Origin of the sequence: Streptomyces violaceoruber (assembly GCF_033406955.1) — a bacterium.
GTDB classification, from domain to species: domain Bacteria; phylum Actinomycetota; class Actinomycetes; order Streptomycetales; family Streptomycetaceae; genus Streptomyces; species Streptomyces violaceoruber.
In genome coordinates, this window is the sequence record NZ_CP137734.1 from 360,528 (window position 1) to 377,586 (window position 17,059).

Annotated in this window: 18 protein-coding genes; 7 read left to right on the forward strand and 11 right to left on the reverse strand. The window is 72.2% G+C overall.

Annotated elements, in window-relative coordinates; genetic code table 11:
- Positions 1–232: 232 nt before the first annotated feature.
- A complete protein-coding gene (locus R2E43_RS01765; protein WP_265701374.1) occupies positions 233–1,450 on the forward strand; it encodes an alginate lyase family protein in 1,218 nt (405 codons plus the stop codon).
- A gap of 208 nt (positions 1,451–1,658) precedes the next feature.
- Here R2E43_RS01765 and paaE read toward each other — a convergent pair whose 3' ends face one another.
- The 5 genes from paaE to paaA are packed head-to-tail and all read right to left on the reverse strand — an operon-like array spanning position 1,659 to position 5,405.
- A complete protein-coding gene (gene paaE / locus R2E43_RS01770) occupies positions 1,659–2,765 on the reverse strand; it encodes a 1,2-phenylacetyl-CoA epoxidase subunit PaaE (RefSeq protein ID WP_003971667.1) in 1,107 nt (368 codons plus the stop codon).
- A complete protein-coding gene (gene paaD / locus R2E43_RS01775; RefSeq protein ID WP_030868899.1) occupies positions 2,765–3,280 on the reverse strand; it encodes a 1,2-phenylacetyl-CoA epoxidase subunit PaaD in 516 nt (171 codons plus the stop codon). Before paaD ends, paaE begins: the two co-directional genes overlap by 1 nt.
- The gene (gene paaC / locus R2E43_RS01780) at positions 3,274–4,101 is read right to left on the reverse strand and encodes a 1,2-phenylacetyl-CoA epoxidase subunit PaaC (protein WP_011031684.1); all 828 of its coding nucleotides are present in this window, start codon (positions 4,099–4,101) and stop codon (positions 3,274–3,276) included. Before paaC ends, paaD begins: the two co-directional genes overlap by 7 nt.
- A 9-nt stretch (positions 4,102–4,110) precedes the next feature.
- Positions 4,111–4,422: a 1,2-phenylacetyl-CoA epoxidase subunit PaaB gene (paaB, locus tag R2E43_RS01785; RefSeq protein WP_003971670.1), complete on the reverse strand. Its 312-nt coding sequence runs from the start codon at positions 4,420–4,422 to the stop codon at positions 4,111–4,113.
- Positions 4,419–5,405, reverse strand: a complete 987-nt coding sequence (gene paaA, locus R2E43_RS01790; RefSeq protein ID WP_011031683.1) for a 1,2-phenylacetyl-CoA epoxidase subunit PaaA — start codon at positions 5,403–5,405, stop codon at positions 4,419–4,421. The genes paaB and paaA overlap by 4 nt, the downstream gene beginning before the upstream one ends.
- Before the next feature lie 164 nt (positions 5,406–5,569).
- Between paaA and paaI the strand changes: the two genes are divergently transcribed.
- The 3 genes from paaI to R2E43_RS01805 all read left to right on the forward strand — a co-directional run bounded on the left by paaI (position 5,570) and on the right by R2E43_RS01805 (position 8,835).
- Positions 5,570–6,082 carry a hydroxyphenylacetyl-CoA thioesterase PaaI gene (paaI, locus tag R2E43_RS01795; protein WP_011031682.1) on the forward strand — a complete coding sequence of 171 codons (513 nt, stop codon included), beginning with the start codon at positions 5,570–5,572 and terminating at the stop codon, positions 6,080–6,082.
- Entirely contained in the window at positions 6,079–7,425 is a 1,347-nt protein-coding gene (gene paaK, locus R2E43_RS01800) for a phenylacetate--CoA ligase PaaK (protein ID WP_136208965.1), read from the forward strand. Before paaI ends, paaK begins: the two co-directional genes overlap by 4 nt.
- Positions 7,426–7,536: 111 nt before the next feature.
- Complete coding sequence (locus R2E43_RS01805) at positions 7,537–8,835, forward strand: flavin-containing monooxygenase (RefSeq protein WP_326647005.1); 1,299 nt, start codon at positions 7,537–7,539, stop codon at positions 8,833–8,835.
- A gap of 102 nt (positions 8,836–8,937) precedes the next feature.
- Here R2E43_RS01805 and R2E43_RS01810 read toward each other — a convergent pair whose 3' ends face one another.
- The 5 genes from R2E43_RS01810 to R2E43_RS01830 all read right to left on the reverse strand — a co-directional run bounded on the left by R2E43_RS01810 (position 8,938) and on the right by R2E43_RS01830 (position 12,872).
- Positions 8,938–10,065: a tryptophan dimethylallyltransferase family protein gene (locus tag R2E43_RS01810; protein ID WP_326647006.1), complete on the reverse strand. Its 1,128-nt coding sequence runs from the start codon at positions 10,063–10,065 to the stop codon at positions 8,938–8,940.
- 264 nt (positions 10,066–10,329) lie between these two features.
- Complete coding sequence (locus R2E43_RS01815; RefSeq protein ID WP_003971676.1) at positions 10,330–10,923, reverse strand: GTP-binding protein; 594 nt, start codon at positions 10,921–10,923, stop codon at positions 10,330–10,332.
- Positions 10,898–11,275, reverse strand: coding sequence for a DUF742 domain-containing protein (locus R2E43_RS01820; RefSeq protein WP_003971677.1), 378 nt, complete (start codon positions 11,273–11,275; stop codon positions 10,898–10,900). The genes R2E43_RS01815 and R2E43_RS01820 overlap by 26 nt, the downstream gene beginning before the upstream one ends.
- The gene (locus tag R2E43_RS01825; RefSeq protein ID WP_003971678.1) at positions 11,272–11,673 is read right to left on the reverse strand and encodes a roadblock/LC7 domain-containing protein; all 402 of its coding nucleotides are present in this window, start codon (positions 11,671–11,673) and stop codon (positions 11,272–11,274) included. The genes R2E43_RS01820 and R2E43_RS01825 overlap by 4 nt, the downstream gene beginning before the upstream one ends.
- Positions 11,670–12,872, reverse strand: coding sequence for an ATP-binding protein (locus R2E43_RS01830; protein ID WP_011031678.1), 1,203 nt, complete (start codon positions 12,870–12,872; stop codon positions 11,670–11,672). The genes R2E43_RS01825 and R2E43_RS01830 overlap by 4 nt, the downstream gene beginning before the upstream one ends.
- A 332-nt stretch (positions 12,873–13,204) precedes the next feature.
- On the opposite strand from R2E43_RS01830, the gene R2E43_RS01835 reads away from it, so the two are divergent.
- Positions 13,205–13,957: a sulfite exporter TauE/SafE family protein gene (locus R2E43_RS01835; RefSeq protein WP_173943926.1), complete on the forward strand. Its 753-nt coding sequence runs from the start codon at positions 13,205–13,207 to the stop codon at positions 13,955–13,957.
- A 169-nt stretch (positions 13,958–14,126) separates the two neighbouring features.
- Positions 14,127–14,855: a S1 family peptidase gene (locus R2E43_RS01840; RefSeq protein ID WP_016328090.1), complete on the forward strand. Its 729-nt coding sequence runs from the start codon at positions 14,127–14,129 to the stop codon at positions 14,853–14,855.
- Between the two features lie 40 nt (positions 14,856–14,895).
- On the opposite strand, the gene R2E43_RS01845 is transcribed toward R2E43_RS01840, so the two are convergent.
- Complete coding sequence (locus R2E43_RS01845; RefSeq protein ID WP_003971682.1) at positions 14,896–15,966, reverse strand: lipoprotein; 1,071 nt, start codon at positions 15,964–15,966, stop codon at positions 14,896–14,898.
- A 206-nt stretch (positions 15,967–16,172) separates the two neighbouring features.
- Here R2E43_RS01845 and R2E43_RS01850 point away from each other — a divergent pair, with 206 nt between their 5' ends.
- Positions 16,173–17,012: an ABC transporter ATP-binding protein gene (locus tag R2E43_RS01850; RefSeq protein ID WP_329429518.1), complete on the forward strand. Its 840-nt coding sequence runs from the start codon at positions 16,173–16,175 to the stop codon at positions 17,010–17,012.
- Positions 17,013–17,059: the final 47 nt, after the last annotated feature.

Consider the following 17,059-nt stretch of genomic DNA (forward strand, 5'->3'; position numbering starts at 1 on the left):
GCGGGCCGGCGCGAAGTTGCGCTGCGAGCGGGGATGTTAGGAATCCCCCGGATCCGGAGCCACCCCTTCGGCCGTTGCGTTCATAGTGTTCGCCGAGCCCGGCCCGCCCGGAACTCCGCGTGTTCCTGCGTGGCCTCTTGACGCCCCATTGGTCTCTACCTATCGTCACCGCCCAGTCGGACGTTCAGAACGACACTCAACGTTCACATACCCGAACGGATGGACCCCCCACATGTCCTCTGCTCCCCCGCGCCGTCACCGCCGGTCCCGCGCCGTCCTCCTCGCCACCCTCACCGCCGCACTCACCGGCGCCCTGCTGACCGGGCCCGGCTCGGCCATCCCCAGCGCGGACGCCGCACCGGCCGCGTTCACGCACCCCGGCGTCACCGTCTCCCAGGGCCAACTCGACTTCGCCCGCGCCAAGGTCGACGCCGGGGCCCAGCCCTGGAAGGGCGCCTTCGACCAGATGATGGCAAGTCGGTACGCGGACCTGAACCGCGCCCCGAAGCCCCGCGCGGTGGTCGAGTGCGGTTCGTACTCCAACCCCGACTACGGCTGCACCGACGAGCGCGAGGACGCGATCGCGGCCTACACCAACGCGCTGGCCTGGTACTTCACCCGGGACGAGAGGTACGCTCGCAAGTCCATCGAACTGATGGACGCCTGGTCCGCCGTGCTCCGGGACCACACCAACAGCAACGCGCCACTGCAGACCGGATGGGCCGGGTCGTCCTGGCCCAAGGCCGCCGAGATCATCAAGTACACGTACGGCGGCGCCTGGGCGAACTCGGGCCGCTTCGCCACCATGCTCCGCGACGTCTACCTGCCCGAGATCATCAACGGCTCCAACTCCAACGGCAACTGGGAGCTGACGATGACGGAGGCCGCCGTCGGCATCTCCGTGTTCCTGGAGGACAGGGCGTCCTACGACAAGGCCGTGGCCAGGTTCCGCACCCGCACGGCCGCGTACGTGTACCTGAACTCCGACGGAGAGCTGCCGAAGACCGTGCCGAGCCAGCACCTCGACACCCGGGACAAGATCGTCAAGTACTGGCAGGGCCAGTCCACCTTCGTCACCGGCCTCACCCAGGAGACCTGCCGGGACTTCACCCACACCGGGTACGGCATCTCGTCCATCTCGCACATCGCCGAGACCAGCCGAATCCAGGGCCAGGACCTGTACGGCACCGACGTCGGCGAGCGGTTGCGGCACGCGCTCGGCTTCCAGGCCAAGTACCAGCAGGGCGCGGCCGTCCCGAGCTGGCTGTGCGGGGGCAAGGCCGACCTCGGCCTGGGCCCGGTGACCGAGGTCGGCTACAACGCCCTGCACAACCGCCTCGGGTTCGCCATGACCAACACCCAGGCCCTGACCGAGCGCACCCGCCCCTCGGGCACGAACAACCTCTTCGTCGCCTGGGAGACGCTCACCCACGGCGACAACCCCGCCTAGGGGGTGTCGTTTGGATCAGGCCGGCCGCGGCCGACGGTGCCTTGTGGCCGACCCGAGCGGGGTCTGGTGCGTGCAGCTGCAAGGCGGAGGAGGGCGACAGGGCGGAGCCCTGGCAACCGACGACAACGCCGCAGATCTGCGTGCCAGACCCCGCGACCCCGGCAAGATCCAAACGACACCCCCTAGCCTCGGGCGGGGTGTCACCCGGTCAGCTGTCGTAGTCCACGGTCAGTTTCTCGGAGACCGGGTACGACTGGCAGGTCAGGACGTAGCCCGCGTCGACCTCGGCGGTTTCGAGCGCGTAGTTGCGGCGCATGTCGACACTGCCGTCGGTGACGAGCGCCCGGCAGGTCCCGCAGACCCCGCCCTTGCAGGCGAAGGGCAGGTCGGGGCGGGTCTGCTGGGCCCCGTCGAGCACCGACCGCTCGCGGGAGAGCGAGGAGGTCGTCGAGCGGCCGTCCAGGGTGATCGTGACCTCACTGACGGGGCCCTCGGGGCCGCTCTCCTCATGGCGCACCTCCCGCACGGGCTCGTCGTCGGCGTAGAACAGCTCCCGGTGGACGCGCCCGGCCGGGACGCCGAGGCCGGTCAGGACCTGCTGGGCGTCGGCGACCATGCCCTGCGGTCCGCACAGCCACCAGTGATCTGCCCGCTCCACGTCCACCAGGGAGCCGACGAGCGCCGCGAGCCGTCCGGCGTCCAGGCGGCCGGAGAGCACCTCGGCCTCCCGGGGTTCACGGGAGAGCACGTGGGCGAGGTGGAAGCGGGTCGGGTGGAGGTCCTTCAGGTCGGCCAGCTCGTCGGCGAACATCACGGTGTCCGTGCGGCGGTTGCCGTAGAAGAGGGTGACGGTGGAGCGGTCGTCGGCGGCGAGCACCGACTCGGCGATGGACACCATCGGCGTGATGCCCGAACCGGCCGCGACCAGGACGTGGTGGCCGGGGGTGGAAAGGTCGGGTGTGAACAGGCCGGTGGGCGCCATCACCTCGACGGTGTCGCCCGGCCGCACCTCGTCGACCAGCCACGCCGAGAACAGTCCGCCCGGCACCACGCGGACCCCGATGCGCGGCGCCGAACCGGCCGGTGCGCAGATCGAGTAGGAGCGGCGCTCGTCCCGGCCGTCCACCTCGCGCCGCAGGGTGAGCGACTGACCGGGCGCGAAGACGAACTCCCCGGCCAGCTCGTCGGGGATCTCGAAGCTCACGGCCGCCGCGTCCGCGCACAGCCGCTCGACGGCCGCGACGCGCAGACGGTGGAAGGCGGGCCGGCGGCGGGTGCGCACCGGGGCCGCCGGGACAGGGGCGGTCGGGGCCATCAGATCTCCTTGACGTACTCGAACGGCTCGCGGCAGGCCCGGCAGCGCCACAGCGCCTTGCAGGACGTGGCGGCGAAGCGGGAGGTCTCCTCGGTGTCCGCCGAGCCGCAGCGGGGGCAGGGCACCGCGGGCCGGGTGGGCGACAGCACCAGGGAGACCGGGCCGCGGGGTGCGGCGCCGGGCGGGGCGATTCCGTGCTCGGCGAGCTTGCCGCGGCCGGACTCGGTGATCCAGTCGCTGGTCCAGGGCGGGTCCAGGACGGTGCGGATCTCCACACGCGGGTAGCCCGCCGCGCGCAGCCGCGCGGCGACGTCCGCCCGCATCTCGGCCATGGCCGGGCAGCCCGAGTAGGTGGGGGTCAGGCTGGCGACCACGGTGCCGTCCCCGTCCACCTCGACGTCGCGCAGCACGCCGAGATCGGCGAGGGTCAGCATGGGCAGCTCGGGGTCGGGCACCTGCTCGGCGACGTGCCGGGCGCGGCGCGCGTCCGCGAGCGCCGGGTCCCGGGTCACCATGTCGCCTCCGGGTGGGCGCGGGCGATGCCCTGCAGCTCGGTCAGGAGCGGCGCCAGGTGTTCGGTGTGCTCGCCGGCCCGGCCCGAGCCGGGCAGCGGCCGGTACACGGGCAGGGGCAGCCCGGCGGCCTCCGTGACCTGGCGCAGGTCGTCGGCGACCTCGTCCCGGACGTCGTACGCCGTGTGCAGCTCACCCAGGTACGGGGCGACCTCGTCCAGTGCGGCGCGCATCCGGCGGTGCGACTCGTCGGTGCCGTCGCCCAGGCGCACGCACCACTCGGCGGCGTACTGCCGGTGGTAGGTCAGCTCCTTGACGCCCTTGGCGGCGACCGCCGCGAGCACCGGGTCGGGGTGTGTCTCCAGCCGCCGGAAGTGGGCCAGCCGCCAGCTGGAGAGCACCAGCAGCCGCACGACGGCGAACGCGAAGTCGCCGCCCGGGAGTTCGGTCAGGCGGACGTTGCGGAAGTCGCCGGCATCGCGGAAGTAGGCGTACGCGTCCTCGCCGCGGCCGGTGCCGTCGGCCTGACCGGCGCGCGAGTACAGCAGGCGGGCCTGGCCGAGCAGGTCGAGCCCGATGTTGGCCAGCGCCACCTCCTCCTCAAGCTCCGGCGCCCGGGTGACCCACTCGGCCAGCCGCTGGGCGCTCACCAGGGCGTCGTCGGCGAGCGCGACGCACTCGGCGGCCAGCGCTGTGGCGTCGACGCCCTCGGGCACGGTGGTGTCGACGCCGTGCAGCGGGTCCTCGAAGCCGGTGCCGTAGGCCCAGCGGGTGTCGTCCTCGTGCCCCTCGGCCAGGGTGAGGTAGACGTGGTCGTCGCTCATACCCTGCTCCTAGATGTGCGGGACGTCGTCGGGGATGTCGTAGAAGGTCGGGTGGCGGTAGACCTTGTCGGCGCTGGGGGCGAAGAAGGGGTCCTTCTCGTCCCGGGTGGAGGCGGCGATGTGCTCGGAGCGCACCACCCAGATGCTCACGCCCTCGTTGCGCCGGGTGTAGAGGTCGCGGGCGTGGGTGAGCGCCATGGCGTCGTCGGCGGCGTGCAGCGAGCCGACGTGGACGTGGTTGAGGCCGCGCTTGCCGCGCACGAACACCTCGTACAGCGGCCAGCCCCGCCCGTCGGGCTTCCGGGCCGTCTCGGGGGTCATGCCACCGCTCCCTTCTCCGCGCGGGCGGCCTGTTTGGCGGCGTGGGCGGTGGCCGCCTCACGCACCCAGGCGCCCTCCTCGTGGGCGGTGCGCCGCCGCTCCATCCGCCGGTCGTTGCAGGGGCCGTCGCCCTTGATGACGCGCATCAGCTCGTCCCAGTCGGGGGTGCCGAAGTCGTGGTGACCGCTCTCCTCGTTCCAGCGCAGCTCCGGGTCGGGCAGGGTGACGCCGAGCTTCTCGGCCTGCGGGACGGTCATGTCGACGAAGCGGCGGCGCAGTTCGTCGTTGCTGTGCCGCTTGATCTTCCAGGCCATGGAGCGCGCCGAGTTGGGCGAGGCGTCGTCGGGCGGGCCGAACATCATCAGGGACGGCCACCACCAGCGGTTCACCGCGTCCTGGACCATCTCGCGCTGGGCGTCGGTGCCGCGCATCATCGTCATCAGCAGCTCGTAGCCCTGCCGCTGGTGGAAGGACTCCTCCTTGCAGATGCGCACCATCGCGCGCGCGTAGGGCCCGTAGGAGCTGCGGCACAGCGGCACCTGGTTGCAGATCGCGGCGCCGTCCACGAACCAGCCGATCACGCCGACGTCGGCGAAGCTCAGGGTCGGGTAGTTGAAGATCGACGAGTACTTCTGGCGCCCCTCGATCAGCCGCTCGGTGAGGTCGTCGCGGTCCGCGCCGAGCGTCTCGGCCGCCGAGTACAGGTACAGCCCGTGCCCGGCCTCGTCCTGGACCTTGGCGAACAGGATCGCCTTGCGGCGCAGCGACGGGGCCCGGGTGATCCACTCGCCCTCGGGCTGCATGCCGATGATCTCCGAGTGCGCGTGCTGGGCGATCTGCCGTACCAGCGTCTTGCGGTACCCGTCGGGCATCCAGTCCCGCGGCTCGATGCGCTGGTCGCGCGCGATCGTCGCGTCGAAGTGCTCCTGGAGCCCGTCCGGCGCGTCCGGGGGCGGCGCCTCGGCGGCGTGTGTCGTGGTCATCGTCACCAGCTTCCCAACCGACCATTCGTTCGGTATCAGTGTGACGTGTTTCCGTGCGCCGGGCAAGAGCCGGACCTCGCCGGTCACACTCTTGACAGTCCCGCCGCGTGGCTGGATTACTTGGCCTTGCCGCGCGCTAACCGAATGGTCGGTCGGGAGACAAGGTGGTGGATACGGTGTCGCAGGCCACTGAGCAGACGCCGACGGAGGCGATGTTCTCCGCGGACGAGGCCTCCCGGGGGCTCGGGATCGAGCTGGTGGAGCACGGGGAGGGGACCGCGCTGGTCCGTATGACCGTGACCCCGGCGATGGTGAACGGACACCGGATCGCCCACGGAGGGTTCCTTTTCCTGCTGGCCGACACCGCCTTCGCCTGCGCCTGCAACAGCCACGGGCCGGTGACCGTGGCGGCCGGCGCCGACATCGTCTTCGTCGCCCCGGCCCGCGAGGGCGACGTGCTCGTGGCCCGCGCCGAGGAGCGGGTCCGGTACGGACGCAGCGGGATCTACGACGTGAGCGTGCGGCGCGGCGACGAGGTGGTCGCGGAGTTCCGGGGGCGCAGCCGCAGCGTGCGGGACGACGGGCGCGACCGGAGTGCGCGGGACGACGCAGGCAGCCGCGACGCGCGGCAGGACACGGCGCGCGAGACGCCGGGCACGACGAAGGAGTCGCGATGAGCAGCGAGCCGACGACCGGGACGGCCCCGGCACCCCGACGGGGCGAGCCCCTCCCCCACGACCTGCTGGACGACGCCGAGCGCCTGTCCCGCGAGCAGCTCCGGGAGCTCCAGCTCGACCGCCTGCGCGCGACCCTGCGGCACGCCTACGACAACGTGGAGCTGTACCGCAAGAAGTTCGACGCCGCCGGGGTGGCCCCCGACGACTGCCGCAGCCTGGCCGACCTGTCCAGGTTCCCCTTCACCACCAAGGCGGACCTGCGGGACACCTACCCCTTCGGCATGTTCGCCGTCCCGATGGCCGACGTGCGGCGCGTGCACGCCTCCAGCGGCACCACCGGCCGCGCCACCGTCGTCGGGTACACCGAGAACGACCTGTCCATGTGGGCGGACGTGGTAGCCCGTTCGATCCGCGCCGCGGGCGGCCGCCCCGGCCACAAGGTCCACATCTCCTACGGCTACGGCCTGTTCACCGGCGGTCTCGGTGCCCACTACGGGGCCGAGCGCGCCGGCTGCACGGTGATCCCGGCCTCCGGCGGCATGACGGCGCGCCAGGTGCAGATCATCCAGGACTTCCGGCCCGAGATCATCATGGTCACCCCGTCCTACATGCTCACCCTGCTCGACGAGTTCGAGCGCCAGGGCGTCGATCCGCGCACCAGCTCCCTCCAGGTCGGCATCTTCGGCGCCGAGCCGTGGACCGAGGAGATGCGGCGCGAGATCGAGGAGCGCATGGACATCCACGCCGTCGACATCTACGGCCTGTCCGAGGTGATCGGCCCCGGCGTGGCACAGGAGTGCGTCGAGACCAAGGACGGGCTGCACATCTGGGAGGACCACTTCTACCCCGAGGTCGTGGACCCGCTCACGGACGCCGTGCTGCCCGGGGGCGAGGAGGGCGAGATCGTCTTCACCTCCCTCACCAAGGAGGCGCTCCCGGTGATCCGCTACCGCACGCGCGACCTGACCCGCCTGCTGCCGGGCACCGCGCGCCCCGCCTTCCGCCGGATGCGGAAGGTCACCGGCCGCTGCGACGACATGATCATCCTGCGCGGGGTGAACGTCTTCCCCACCCAGGTCGAGGAGATCGTGCTGCGCACGCCGGGCGTCGCCCCGCACTTCCAGATGCGGCTCACCGAACGCGGCCGCATGGACCACATGACGGTGCGGGTGGAGGCCCGGCCCGACGCCGCTCCCGAGCAGCGCGATGCCGCCGCGAGGGCGATCGCCCAGGGCGTCAAGGACGGTGTGGGCGTGACCGTGGAGGTGGAGGTCGTGGAGCCGGAGACCCTGGAGCGCTCGCTCGGCAAGATCCGCCGGGTGTGGGACCAGCGGGGCGCGTGAAACGTGAGCACGGACACGTCCGTTCACCGGTCGTGCCGGTGTGCGAGAAGAAACGGATGGGCAGTAAAGACATGATCGGGGGAGGTTGAGTACATCCTGGGGGGACATCCCGTGCGTGTGTGTGTGATCGGTGCAGGCCTGTCGGGGCTGGCGATGGGCCATGCCCTGAAGGAGCGCGGCATCTCCTTCGTCTGCCTGGAGAAGGCGCCCGACGTCGGCGGGATCTGGCGTCAGCCGGGGGCCGGTGAGCGGGGTCCGGGCTATCAGTCCCTGCACCTGAACACCGCCAGGCAGCTGACCGGTTACGCGGACTTCCCGATGCCGTCCGACTACCCCCTCTATCCCCGGCACGACCAGGTCGCCGCCTATCTGCGGTCCTTCGCCGAGTGGGCGGGGCTCCTCGACCACGTGGAGCTGCGGACCGAGGTGCTGTCCGTGCGCCAGGACTCGGACGGCAGCTGGACGGTCGTCAGCCGGGACGCGGACGGCGCGCAGTCCGCACGCCGGTTCGAGCAGGTGGTCGTCGCCTCGGGGCACCACACCGACCCGGCCCTGCCCGATCCCCTTCCGGCCGGCGCCGACTCCTTTGCCGGAACGATTCTTCACTCCCTCGACTACCGCGACGGCGGCGACTTCACCGGCCGGCGCGTCGTCGTGGTGGGCCTCGGGGCCTCCGCGGTGGACATCGCGGCGGACCTCTCCCGGCACGCGGAGCGGACCCTGCTGTCGGTGCGCCGGGGGCTGCACATCGTGCCCAAGCAGGTCTTCGGGATGTCCCTCGACGAGATCGCCGAAGCCCCGTGGTGGAACGAGATGCCCTTCGCCGAGCGGCGCAGGTGGGTGGAGCAGGCCCTGCTGGTGGCCCGGGGCAGGCTGTCGGACTACGGCCTGCCCGAGCCCGACCACCCGATCCTCTCCTCCGCGACGACCCTCTCGGACGAGATCCTCAGCCGGATCCGGCACGGTGCGGTGACCCCGAAGCCCGCGATCGCCTCGTTCGAGAGCGACCGGGTCGTGTTCACGGACGGCAGCTCCGAGGCCGCCGACACGGTCGTCTACTGCACCGGATTCCACATGACCTTCCCCTTCCTGCCCCCGGGCTGCCCGGTCGCGGCCGACGGCGCGGTCGAGCTCTACCGGCGGATCGTCCCGGCCGACCGGCCCGGTCTGTACTTCGTGGGACTGGTGCGGCCCGCGGGTGCCCTCACCCGGCTGGTGGAGGCCCAGGCCCAGTGGGTGGCGCGCCTCGTCGACGGCGCCGCCGCGCTGCCGGGCACCGAGGAGATGCGCGAGGAGATCAGTACGTACCTGGCCGGCATCGTCGAACGTTACGGCCGCACTCGCGGCGCCTCGATCCAGGTCGACGTGAGTCCCTACCTGGCGGAGTTCCGGGAGCCACTGCCCGTGTGACCGTCCCGCACGACGCGGTCGGCGGTCACGCCCGGCCGTGACCGCGCCCAGGGCTCCCGGCGGATCGCGCCGGGGGCCCTGTTTCGCCGGCGGACGTTCCGTTCAGCCGACCGACAGCGGTTGGCGGACGGTCTCCACGACCGGCGGCCGGACCGTGTAGGCCTCCGAGGAGAGGTAGGCCGTCACCCGCGGCGGCTGGTCCCGTTGGCCGGCGAGGGCCAGGTAGGCGATCAGGCCCACCCCGTCCTCGGGCCGCCGCTCGGTGAGGGCGGCCAGGGCGCGGTGGAGCACGGAGGCGTCCATGCCGTGGTGGTGCAGCACGGTGGACGCCCGCGCCAGGGCCTCCCCGTCATGCCGGACGTAGTCACGAACCGGGATGTACAGGGTGAAGCCGCTCGGCCGCTCCGCGCCGGGGTCGGTGAAGGAGTGGCAGGACTGAGCAGGCCGCCCGTCGAGCCCACCCGCGTCGGAGCCGGGACCCGCGGCGGTGCGGAAGAAACCCTCGACCGCCGTCGGCACGAGGCCCGAGTCCGTCCGGGACAGCCGTGCGGCCCGACCGGCCGTGAGGTTGTCGTGGCGCAGGTAGACCTTCGCCCGGGGCTCCGTCCAGTTCCCGAGGTCCAGGGCGAGGAACGGGTATCCACTGCCCTGGGGGAGGCTGTCGAAGGCCTGGTGGTGCCCGAGCCGGCGCAGGGCCTCGCGCACCGTCGCGGCGGAACGTTCCTCCCCGCCCACCGCCGGGTTCAGATAGACCTTGACGCCCGGTACACCCCCGGGCCTGAGTTCCAGGGCGCACCACAGGGCGAGGGGGCCCTGCGGAGCGGGCGGCAGGAACAGGTCCAGGAGTTCGTCGAGGGCGTCGGTGGTGAAGTGCCAGCGCCGCGCCATCGTGCGGACCGCCTCAAGACCGGCACGGCCGTTGTCGGCCAGGCTGGTCGCACCGCAGCCCGGTTCCACGAGGACCCGCATGGCGGGCGCCGCCCCTCGCCGGAAGGAGAGGGAGAACTCCACGGGGGTGTGGTCGTCCGACAGGAAGGTGCGGGTGGGCGGCGCCAGGCTCAGCGGCCGCTGGGCCACCGGGCCCAATGCGTCGGTCAGGACCTGTGCGTAGGTCTCGACGTCGGCGCGGGACAGACCGGCGACCGAGCCGAGTCTTCGCAACTGGCCGCCGGTGAAGGAACCGAGCGTGGATGCGCCCTGCGGGTCCGCGCCCGTCGACGCGGCCCTCAACGGTCCGCCTCCGGCCGGAGCCGCACAAAGCGATACCCGCCTCGGGGGGCGGGTACCGGGGGTTTCGGCGCCGGGAGAGCGGCGTTCGTGGATATGTGGTCCACGACACCTCCTTTGACTCGTAAGCAACTTGAGTACCGCGTTGCTCACTACCCGTGCCGTTCGATCTTCATGCGATTGGGGCGGGTTGGGGAGGTGTTGCGCGGATCACCGCGGCCGGAGCACCGGGGCGGTGTCGTGGGCGTTCACGTCTGCTTCCCACTCCTAACGGGTGCGGTCCAGCAAGTAGCGGACGAGCGTGGTCAGCGCGGCGGCCGAGGACTTCTCGTCACGGGCGTCGCAGGTGACGACGGGGGTGTCGTCGAGCAGGTCGAGCGCCTCGCGCAGCGCCCGTTGGTCGCGCAGCGGCGCGCCGTCGAAGTGGTTGACGGCGATGGCGTAGTCGAGTCCGTAGTGCTCGATGAGGTCGATCACCGGGAAGGAGTCCGCCAGCCGCTCCGGGTCGACCAGCACCAGGGCGCCGAGCGCGCCGCGGGCCATGTCCTCCCACATCTGCACGAAGCGCTGCTGGCCGGGGGTGCCGAAGAGGTAGAGCACGACGCGGTCGCTGATGGTCAGGCGCCCGAAGTCCATGGCGACCGTGGTGGTGGTCTTGCCCTGGACCCCCTTGAGGTCGTCGACCGACTCGGCGGCCTGCGTCATCGTCTCCTCGGTGGACAGCGGCTCGATCTCGGAGATGGAGCCGATGAGGGTGGTCTTGCCCACCGCGAAGTGCCCGACGACGAGGATCTTCACCGCCGTCTGGGTCGCTCCGTCGCGTACGTAGTCCCGCTCATCCAAACTTGGCGCGGAGCCCATTGAGCACCTCCTCCAGTATCTCCTTGTCCGCGAGGCGGGCGCGGGCCACCGGCGGACGGGTCACGAGGTGCCCGCCTTCCATCAGGGAGGCCAGCAGGATCCTTACGACGCCCAGCGGGAAGTGGGTGTGCCCGGCGATCTCGGCGACCGAGAGGTAGCCGGCGGAGCAGAGGTCGAGCAGGCTCTGCTCCTCGGGGGACAGCCGGGCCGGCCGCTGCGGCTGCCCGGCGGCGGCGGTGACCAGCGTGATGAGGGAGAGGTCGTCCTCGTCGGGCAGGCCGCGGCCCTTGGTGATGACGTACGGCCGCACTAATTCGGGCGCCTCGGGCTGCCAGCCGTCGTGGCCGGTCATGAGCGGGCGCCCAGGTTCTCGCGCGGCGGTGTCGTCAGCCGCTTGCCGAGCTGGGCGACGAGCTGCTGCATCCGGAAGGTGATGTCCGCCATGTCGACCTCCGGGGAGGCGGACACGCCGAGGTAGGCGCCCTCGCCGGCGGAGATCAGGAAGACCCAGCCGCCGTCGAACTCGACCAGGGTCTGCCGCCAGGTCTGGCTGGGGTCCTCACAGAAGAAGGCCAGGGTGCGACTGAGCGACTGCACACCGCTCATGGCGGCCGCGACCCGGTCCGCGTCGTCCTTGTCGAAGTCCTGCGTCCGGGCCATCAAGAGGCCGTCGGCGGATATCAGGACCGCGTGCAGGGCGCCCGGAATCTCCAGGGCGCTGTCGAGCATCCATGACAGATCGTCGTTCACGAGACCTCATGTCCTTCGCTGCTTGCACCAGGTGTGTCGCTCGTCCGGCCGGCGTTGTCCGGGCTGTCCGGTTCGGTGACCCGGCCGGACTGCGTTCCGCGCTGGAAGGCACCCATGACCTTCGCCTGCTCGGAGTCGGAGCGGCCCGCGGCGCGGGGGTTGGACGCGCTGCCGGGCACGATGGCCATCGGCCGCTTGCGGCGGCGCCGGGGCAGACCGTCGCCGTCGGTCTGGGAGGAGGTGAGCGCGGCCTCCGGTCCGCCGTCCGGGACCGGCCGGGCCGTGCCGCGGGCCGCGGGGGCGGCGGCGGGAGCGGGGGCGGGGGCCTTCTTCTCCGGCATGGCGGTGAGCAGTTCGTGCGGCAGCAGGACCACCGCCCGTACACCTCCGTAGGGAGAGGAGGAGTCCACCGACACCTCGAAACCGAATCGTTCGCACAGCAGGCCGATGACGGCGAAGCCGAACTGCGGCGGGTTGCCGAGCCCCGCCACGCCCGAGGCCCGCTCGGTGGCGAGCAGCTTGTCGGCGCGGGCCCGCTCCTCGTCGCTCATGCCGACACCGGCGTCGTCGACCACGACGCAGATGCCCTTGGGCACGGTCCGGATGTTGATCTCGACGACGGTGTCCGGGCTGGAGTAGCTCGTGGCGTTGTCGAGCAGCTCGGCCAGAGCCAGGGCCACGGGTTCGACGGCCCGGCTGGTGATGCCGAAGTCGGCCTGGGAGAGGATGTCCACCCGGCGGAAGTGGCGGATGCGCCCCTGGGCGCTGCGCACCACGTCGTAGACCGAGGCGGTGTCGCGCCGACCGCCGAGCCAGCCGTCGCACAGCACGGCGATGGACTGCGCCCGCCGCCCGAACTGCGAGTTGGTGTGGTCGATCTCCAGCAGGTCCTGGAGGAGGGCCGAGTCGCCGTACTTGTTCTGGAGCCGGGAGAGCACCAGCTGCTGTTCGGCCGCGAGACCCTGAAGCGTCCGCATCGCGGACTTCAGCACGGTCTTCGTCTCGTCCTCGGCCCGCTCCTGGGCCGCCTGTACGGATTTCCCGTAATCGTTCTCCAGCTCGGTGTAGTGATCCCTGAGCCCCTGGACCTGCTGCCGCAACGCCCGGGCCGCCTTGCGCTGGCGGCTGATGAGCACGGCGGCGGCGACGAGGGCGACGAGGGCGACCCAGAGCAAGGGGTTCCCTGTGTATTCCGTCATAAGACTCTCTTCAGGCGACTGACAGCCGGCTTGCTGAATTCCCGTCCGTGCGGGCGGCCCGGTGGAGTGCCCGCGCCGGGGGTAGCTGCCCGGGCTGCCCCTCATGTCGGGGATGCCGTCTTTCACCCGTCCGCCCGCTCCGCAAACGCGGTGATCGTATCACCGCATGATCAGGTGAATTGACGTCAAGAAGCGCCCAGGCAAGACCGGTTGAGACCGGCAAACACCCGGTTTCGAGTGATGGGTACAGTCGGCCCCGTGAAAGATGCACAAGACACCTTCCGGCCGAGTACGGGTCCGGCTCGGGACGGCACGGGGTGACACCGGAGGCCATGGCCGCGGTGTTCGCGGCCGGCGTCGGGGCCGGCGCCATCAACAGCGTGGTCGGCTCCGGAACGCTCATCACCTTTCCCGTGCTGCTGGCCACGGGCCTGCCGCCGGTCACCGCCACCGTCTCCAACGCGCTCGGCCTGATCCCCGGCTCCATCAGCGGGGCCATCGGCTACCGCAGGGAACTGCGCGGCCAGCGCGGGCGCGTCCTGAAGTTCGGCTCCGGAGCGCTGCTGGGCGGCCTCGCGGGCGCCACTCTCCTGCTGACCCTGCCCGCCGACGCCTTCGAGACCGTCGTGCCGGTCCTGGTGGGCCTCGCGCTGCTGCTGGTGGCGTTCCAGCCGCAGATCGGCAGGCTGGTCCAGCGCCGCCGGGCCCGCACCGGCACCTCCCCCCGCCGGGACGGCGGTCCGCTGCTCCTCACCGGCCTGACGCTGGCCAGTGTCTACGGCGGCTACTTCACCGCGGCCCAGGGGATCATCTACCTCTCCCTGATGGGCATGCTCCTGGACGAACCCCTGCAACGGCTCAACGGGGTCAAGAACGTCCTGTCCGCCGTCGTCAACACCGTGGCCGCGCTCTTCTTCCTCTTCGCCGCGGACTTCGAGTGGACCGCCGTCGGGCTCCTCGCGGTCGGCTCGGGCCTCGGCGGTTACGTCGGCGCAAAGGTGGGCCGCCACTTCAGCCCCACGGTCCTGCGGATACTGGTCGTGACGGTCGGCACCGTGGCCCTCGTGCAACTGCTGCTTCGGTAGTGGCTCCGGCCCCGAACGCCGCCGCACTCCCCGGCCGTTCCCGTCCACCGGGCATAACGCCGCGTTATGCGAAGCCGGGACTGCCCGGCCGGGGTCCGGGCCCGACATGCTGTGGGCGCCCCCACACATCAGCACGCGCGCACGCGCGTGTCGTCGGAATCGAGGAGCCTTGCGAACAACGAGACTCGTCCCCGCCCTGCTGGCCGCCCTCATGGCCGCGCTGCTGTCCGCCCTCGCCCTCTCCCCTACCGCCTCGGCGGTGGAGCCCCGGCCCGGTGACGGCGGCCCCCAGCCGATCATCGGCGGCGGCTACGCGCAGAACGCCCCCTGGGCGGCCCGGTTGTTCTCGGGCGGCCGGCAGACCTGCACCTCGACCATCATCTCCCCCACCTGGATCCTCACCGCCAAGCACTGCGTCAGCGGCGGCAACCTCGCCTTCCGGATCGGCAGCCTCGACCAGGGCTCCGGCGGCACGGTGGCGAACGGCGTCCAGACCGTCACCAGCCCCTCGGCGGACCTCGCGCTGGTCCGGCTCGACCGCTCCGTCTCCGCCACCTATGCCCGGCTCGGTCAGCCGGGCACGGTGCGGGTCGGCCAGAGCGTGCAGGTCTACGGCTGGGGAGCGACCTCCCGGTGCGGCTCGGAGATCAACTGCCAGTCCCAGTACCTCAAGGTGGCCAACGTGAGCGTCACCCAGGGCTGCTACGACGCCTACTACGGCCAGGCGATATGCGCCCGTCCCGTCGACGGCATCACCGCGGGCGGCGACTCCGGCGGTCCGATGATGGCCGGCGGTGTGCAGGTGGGCGTCGCCTCGACCAGCGACCGGCAGACCACCACGGCGTACACCAACGTGACCGCCTACCGTTCCTGGATCCAGTCGGTGGCGGGCGTCTGACCCCTCCCGTCCTCCGGCGCCGGTCCTGCGCCCGCCTCCGTCACTGCGGAGGCAGGCGCAGGACCCCGCGCTCGTCGCGGATGTCCGTGAGGACGTCGACGACCTCGGCGTCGCCACCCCGCGGGTCCGAGGTCACCAGAGCGGCCAGGTCCCCGGGGCAGCGTTCGCCGTCCGCGGGCGGCCGTTCGCAGAACAGCACGTACCCGCGCATGCGGCGGACGGTCCCCGGCTCCAGCCGCCACACCCCCATCCCGGCCCCGCCGCTGGTCACGGCCTCCGGGTACGTCGCGCGCAGCGCGGGCAGGACCGACGCGTCGATCCGCCGGGAGAAGGCCTGCCGCTCCTCCAGGGGCGACACGATCCGCAGGCGGGCCGAGGCCGCGTCGACGGTGTGGCCGGCGTCCTCGCCGACCGGGTACGCGGCCACGTAGTACGCCTTGCCGGCCAGGGCGGCGAGCCTCGGGCCGTGGGTGAGCCGCAGGACGGTGGGCAGCCTCTTCTTCGCGGCCGGGAGGTCCTCGGCCGTGCCGGGGGCGGCGAAATTGACGGTCACCCAGCCGGGCACCTCCTTCGGGCCCTGTTCCGCACGGGCCGTGACCCAGCGTTGCGCGCAGGCGCCGGCGCGGGCGAGGACCTCGTCCAGCGTCCCGTCGCTCACCCGTGCCTCGATCCACGGGGCCGTCAGCTTCTCGTCGGCGGCCAGGACCGGGTGCCCGCAGCCGTCGAAGGCCTCGCGCATCGCGCGCAGGTCCCGGGCCTCCCGCCGGGCCCGGTCCACCGCCTCGCGCAGGGCGTCGGTGCAGTCCGGGCCGCCGTCGCAGCGGTCCTTGCCGGCGTCCACCCGGAACCTGACGGCCGCGTCCGGGTCGTCCTCGACCGACAGGGTGACCTCCGAGCCGGTGGTCTCCGGGAACAGGATCCGGGCGTCCACGACCTCGAGTTCGCCGGGGTACAACTCCGCGGCCAGTTCCCGGGCCCGCCGGACGTCGTCGTCGGTGTCGAACGCCGCGCAGCCGGTGACCAGCAGCCCGGCCAGGAGCGCCGCGAGCCCCCCGCCGACGCGCCCCGCCCGCCGCCGTCCGCTCCCCCGCGCAGTGCACCGACGCCCCATGGCTCCCCCTCCGTGTCCCACCGACGGCGCCACGATATGAGCCGTGCCCGGCACCGCGGATGAGTACGGGAACTCATCCGCGTCCTGAGTGCCGCCGCCCGCGCCGCGGCCCCCGTCCAGGGAGCGGACGGCCGGGGCAGGCGCGTGGTGAGTACATCTAGTGTTCGCGGTGACCGAGAGGTGCCCGCGCGTGAAGGAGTCACGGCATGACCGCCCAGACAGCCCGCTCCCAGGCCGACGAGGACGAGGCCGCCGTGCTCCGGCTCCAGGACGTGAGCGTGCGCCGCTTCACACCGGACCAGTTGATCCTCGACGGCGTCAACTGGACGGTCCGGCCGGGCGAGCACTGGGCGCTGCTGGGGGCCAACGGGGCCGGGAAGACCACCCTGCTGCGGCTGCTCGGCGCGCTCATGCACCCCACCACGGGCACCGTCGAGGTCCTCGGCAGCCGGCTCGGCCGGGTGGACGTCCGTGAGCTGCGGGCGCGCATCGGCCACGTCAACTCCGCCCAGCGGGTGCCGCAGGACCTGACCGCCCACGCGGTGGTGCTCACCGGCCACAGCGGCACCGTGCAGCCCCTGTGGCGGACGTACGGCGAGGAGGTCCGGCTGCGGGCCCGCGACCTGCTGCTCGAACTCGGCGTCAAGGAGCTGGCCGACCGGCCGTACGGGGTCTGCTCGGGCGGGCAGCGGGCGCGGGTCCTGATCGCCCGGGCGCTGATGGCCGATCCGGCCCTGCTGCTCCTGGACGAACCCTTCAACGCCCTGGACCTGCCCTCCCGCGAGGACCTCGTCGAGGCGATGCACCAACTGGCCGAGAGGAGGCCGCGGCTGGCCACCGTCACGGTCACGCACCATCTGGAGGAGCTGTCCCCGGCCGTCAGCCACGCCCTGCTGCTGCGCGAGGGCCGGATCCTGTCCCGGGGTGCGGTGGACGAGGTCCTGACCGGCTCCCTGCTGACGTCCTGCTTCGGCCGGGACATCACGGTGGCCCGGCGCGACGGCCGTTGGTCGGCCTACTCGGGCCGCCGCGTCGCCGGCGGCTGACACGACGGTGCCGGGGGCGAGGACGGCCCCGGACGTATCGGCGTACG

Bases quoted from the DNA above. Each gene is read 5' to 3' on its own strand.
- paaD (WP_030868899.1), bottom strand. From the start codon at position 3,280: ATGGTGACCCGGGACCCGGCGCTCGCGGACGCGCGCCGCGCCCGGCAC.
- R2E43_RS01765 (WP_265701374.1), top strand. From the start codon at position 233: ATGTCCTCTGCTCCCCCGCGCCGTCACCGCCGGTCCCGCGCCGTCCTC.
- paaC (WP_011031684.1), bottom strand. From the start codon at position 4,101: ATGAGCGACGACCACGTCTACCTCACCCTGGCCGAGGGGCACGAGGAC.
- R2E43_RS01815 (WP_003971676.1), bottom strand. From the start codon at position 10,923: ATGGGCTCCGCGCCAAGTTTGGATGAGCGGGACTACGTACGCGACGGA.
- R2E43_RS01845 (WP_003971682.1), bottom strand. From the start codon at position 15,966: ATGGGGCGTCGGTGCACTGCGCGGGGGAGCGGACGGCGGCGGGCGGGG.
- R2E43_RS01830 (WP_011031678.1), bottom strand. From the start codon at position 12,872: ATGACGGAATACACAGGGAACCCCTTGCTCTGGGTCGCCCTCGTCGCC.
- paaB (WP_003971670.1), bottom strand. From the start codon at position 4,422: ATGACCCCCGAGACGGCCCGGAAGCCCGACGGGCGGGGCTGGCCGCTG.
- R2E43_RS01835 (WP_173943926.1), top strand. From the start codon at position 13,205: ATGGCCGCGGTGTTCGCGGCCGGCGTCGGGGCCGGCGCCATCAACAGC.
- paaE (WP_003971667.1), bottom strand. From the start codon at position 2,765: ATGGCCCCGACCGCCCCTGTCCCGGCGGCCCCGGTGCGCACCCGCCGC.
- paaK (WP_136208965.1), top strand. From the start codon at position 6,079: ATGAGCAGCGAGCCGACGACCGGGACGGCCCCGGCACCCCGACGGGGC.
- R2E43_RS01850 (WP_329429518.1), top strand. From the start codon at position 16,173: ATGACCGCCCAGACAGCCCGCTCCCAGGCCGACGAGGACGAGGCCGCC.
- paaA (WP_011031683.1), bottom strand. From the start codon at position 5,405: ATGACCACGACACACGCCGCCGAGGCGCCGCCCCCGGACGCGCCGGAC.
- R2E43_RS01820 (WP_003971677.1), bottom strand. From the start codon at position 11,275: ATGACCGGCCACGACGGCTGGCAGCCCGAGGCGCCCGAATTAGTGCGG.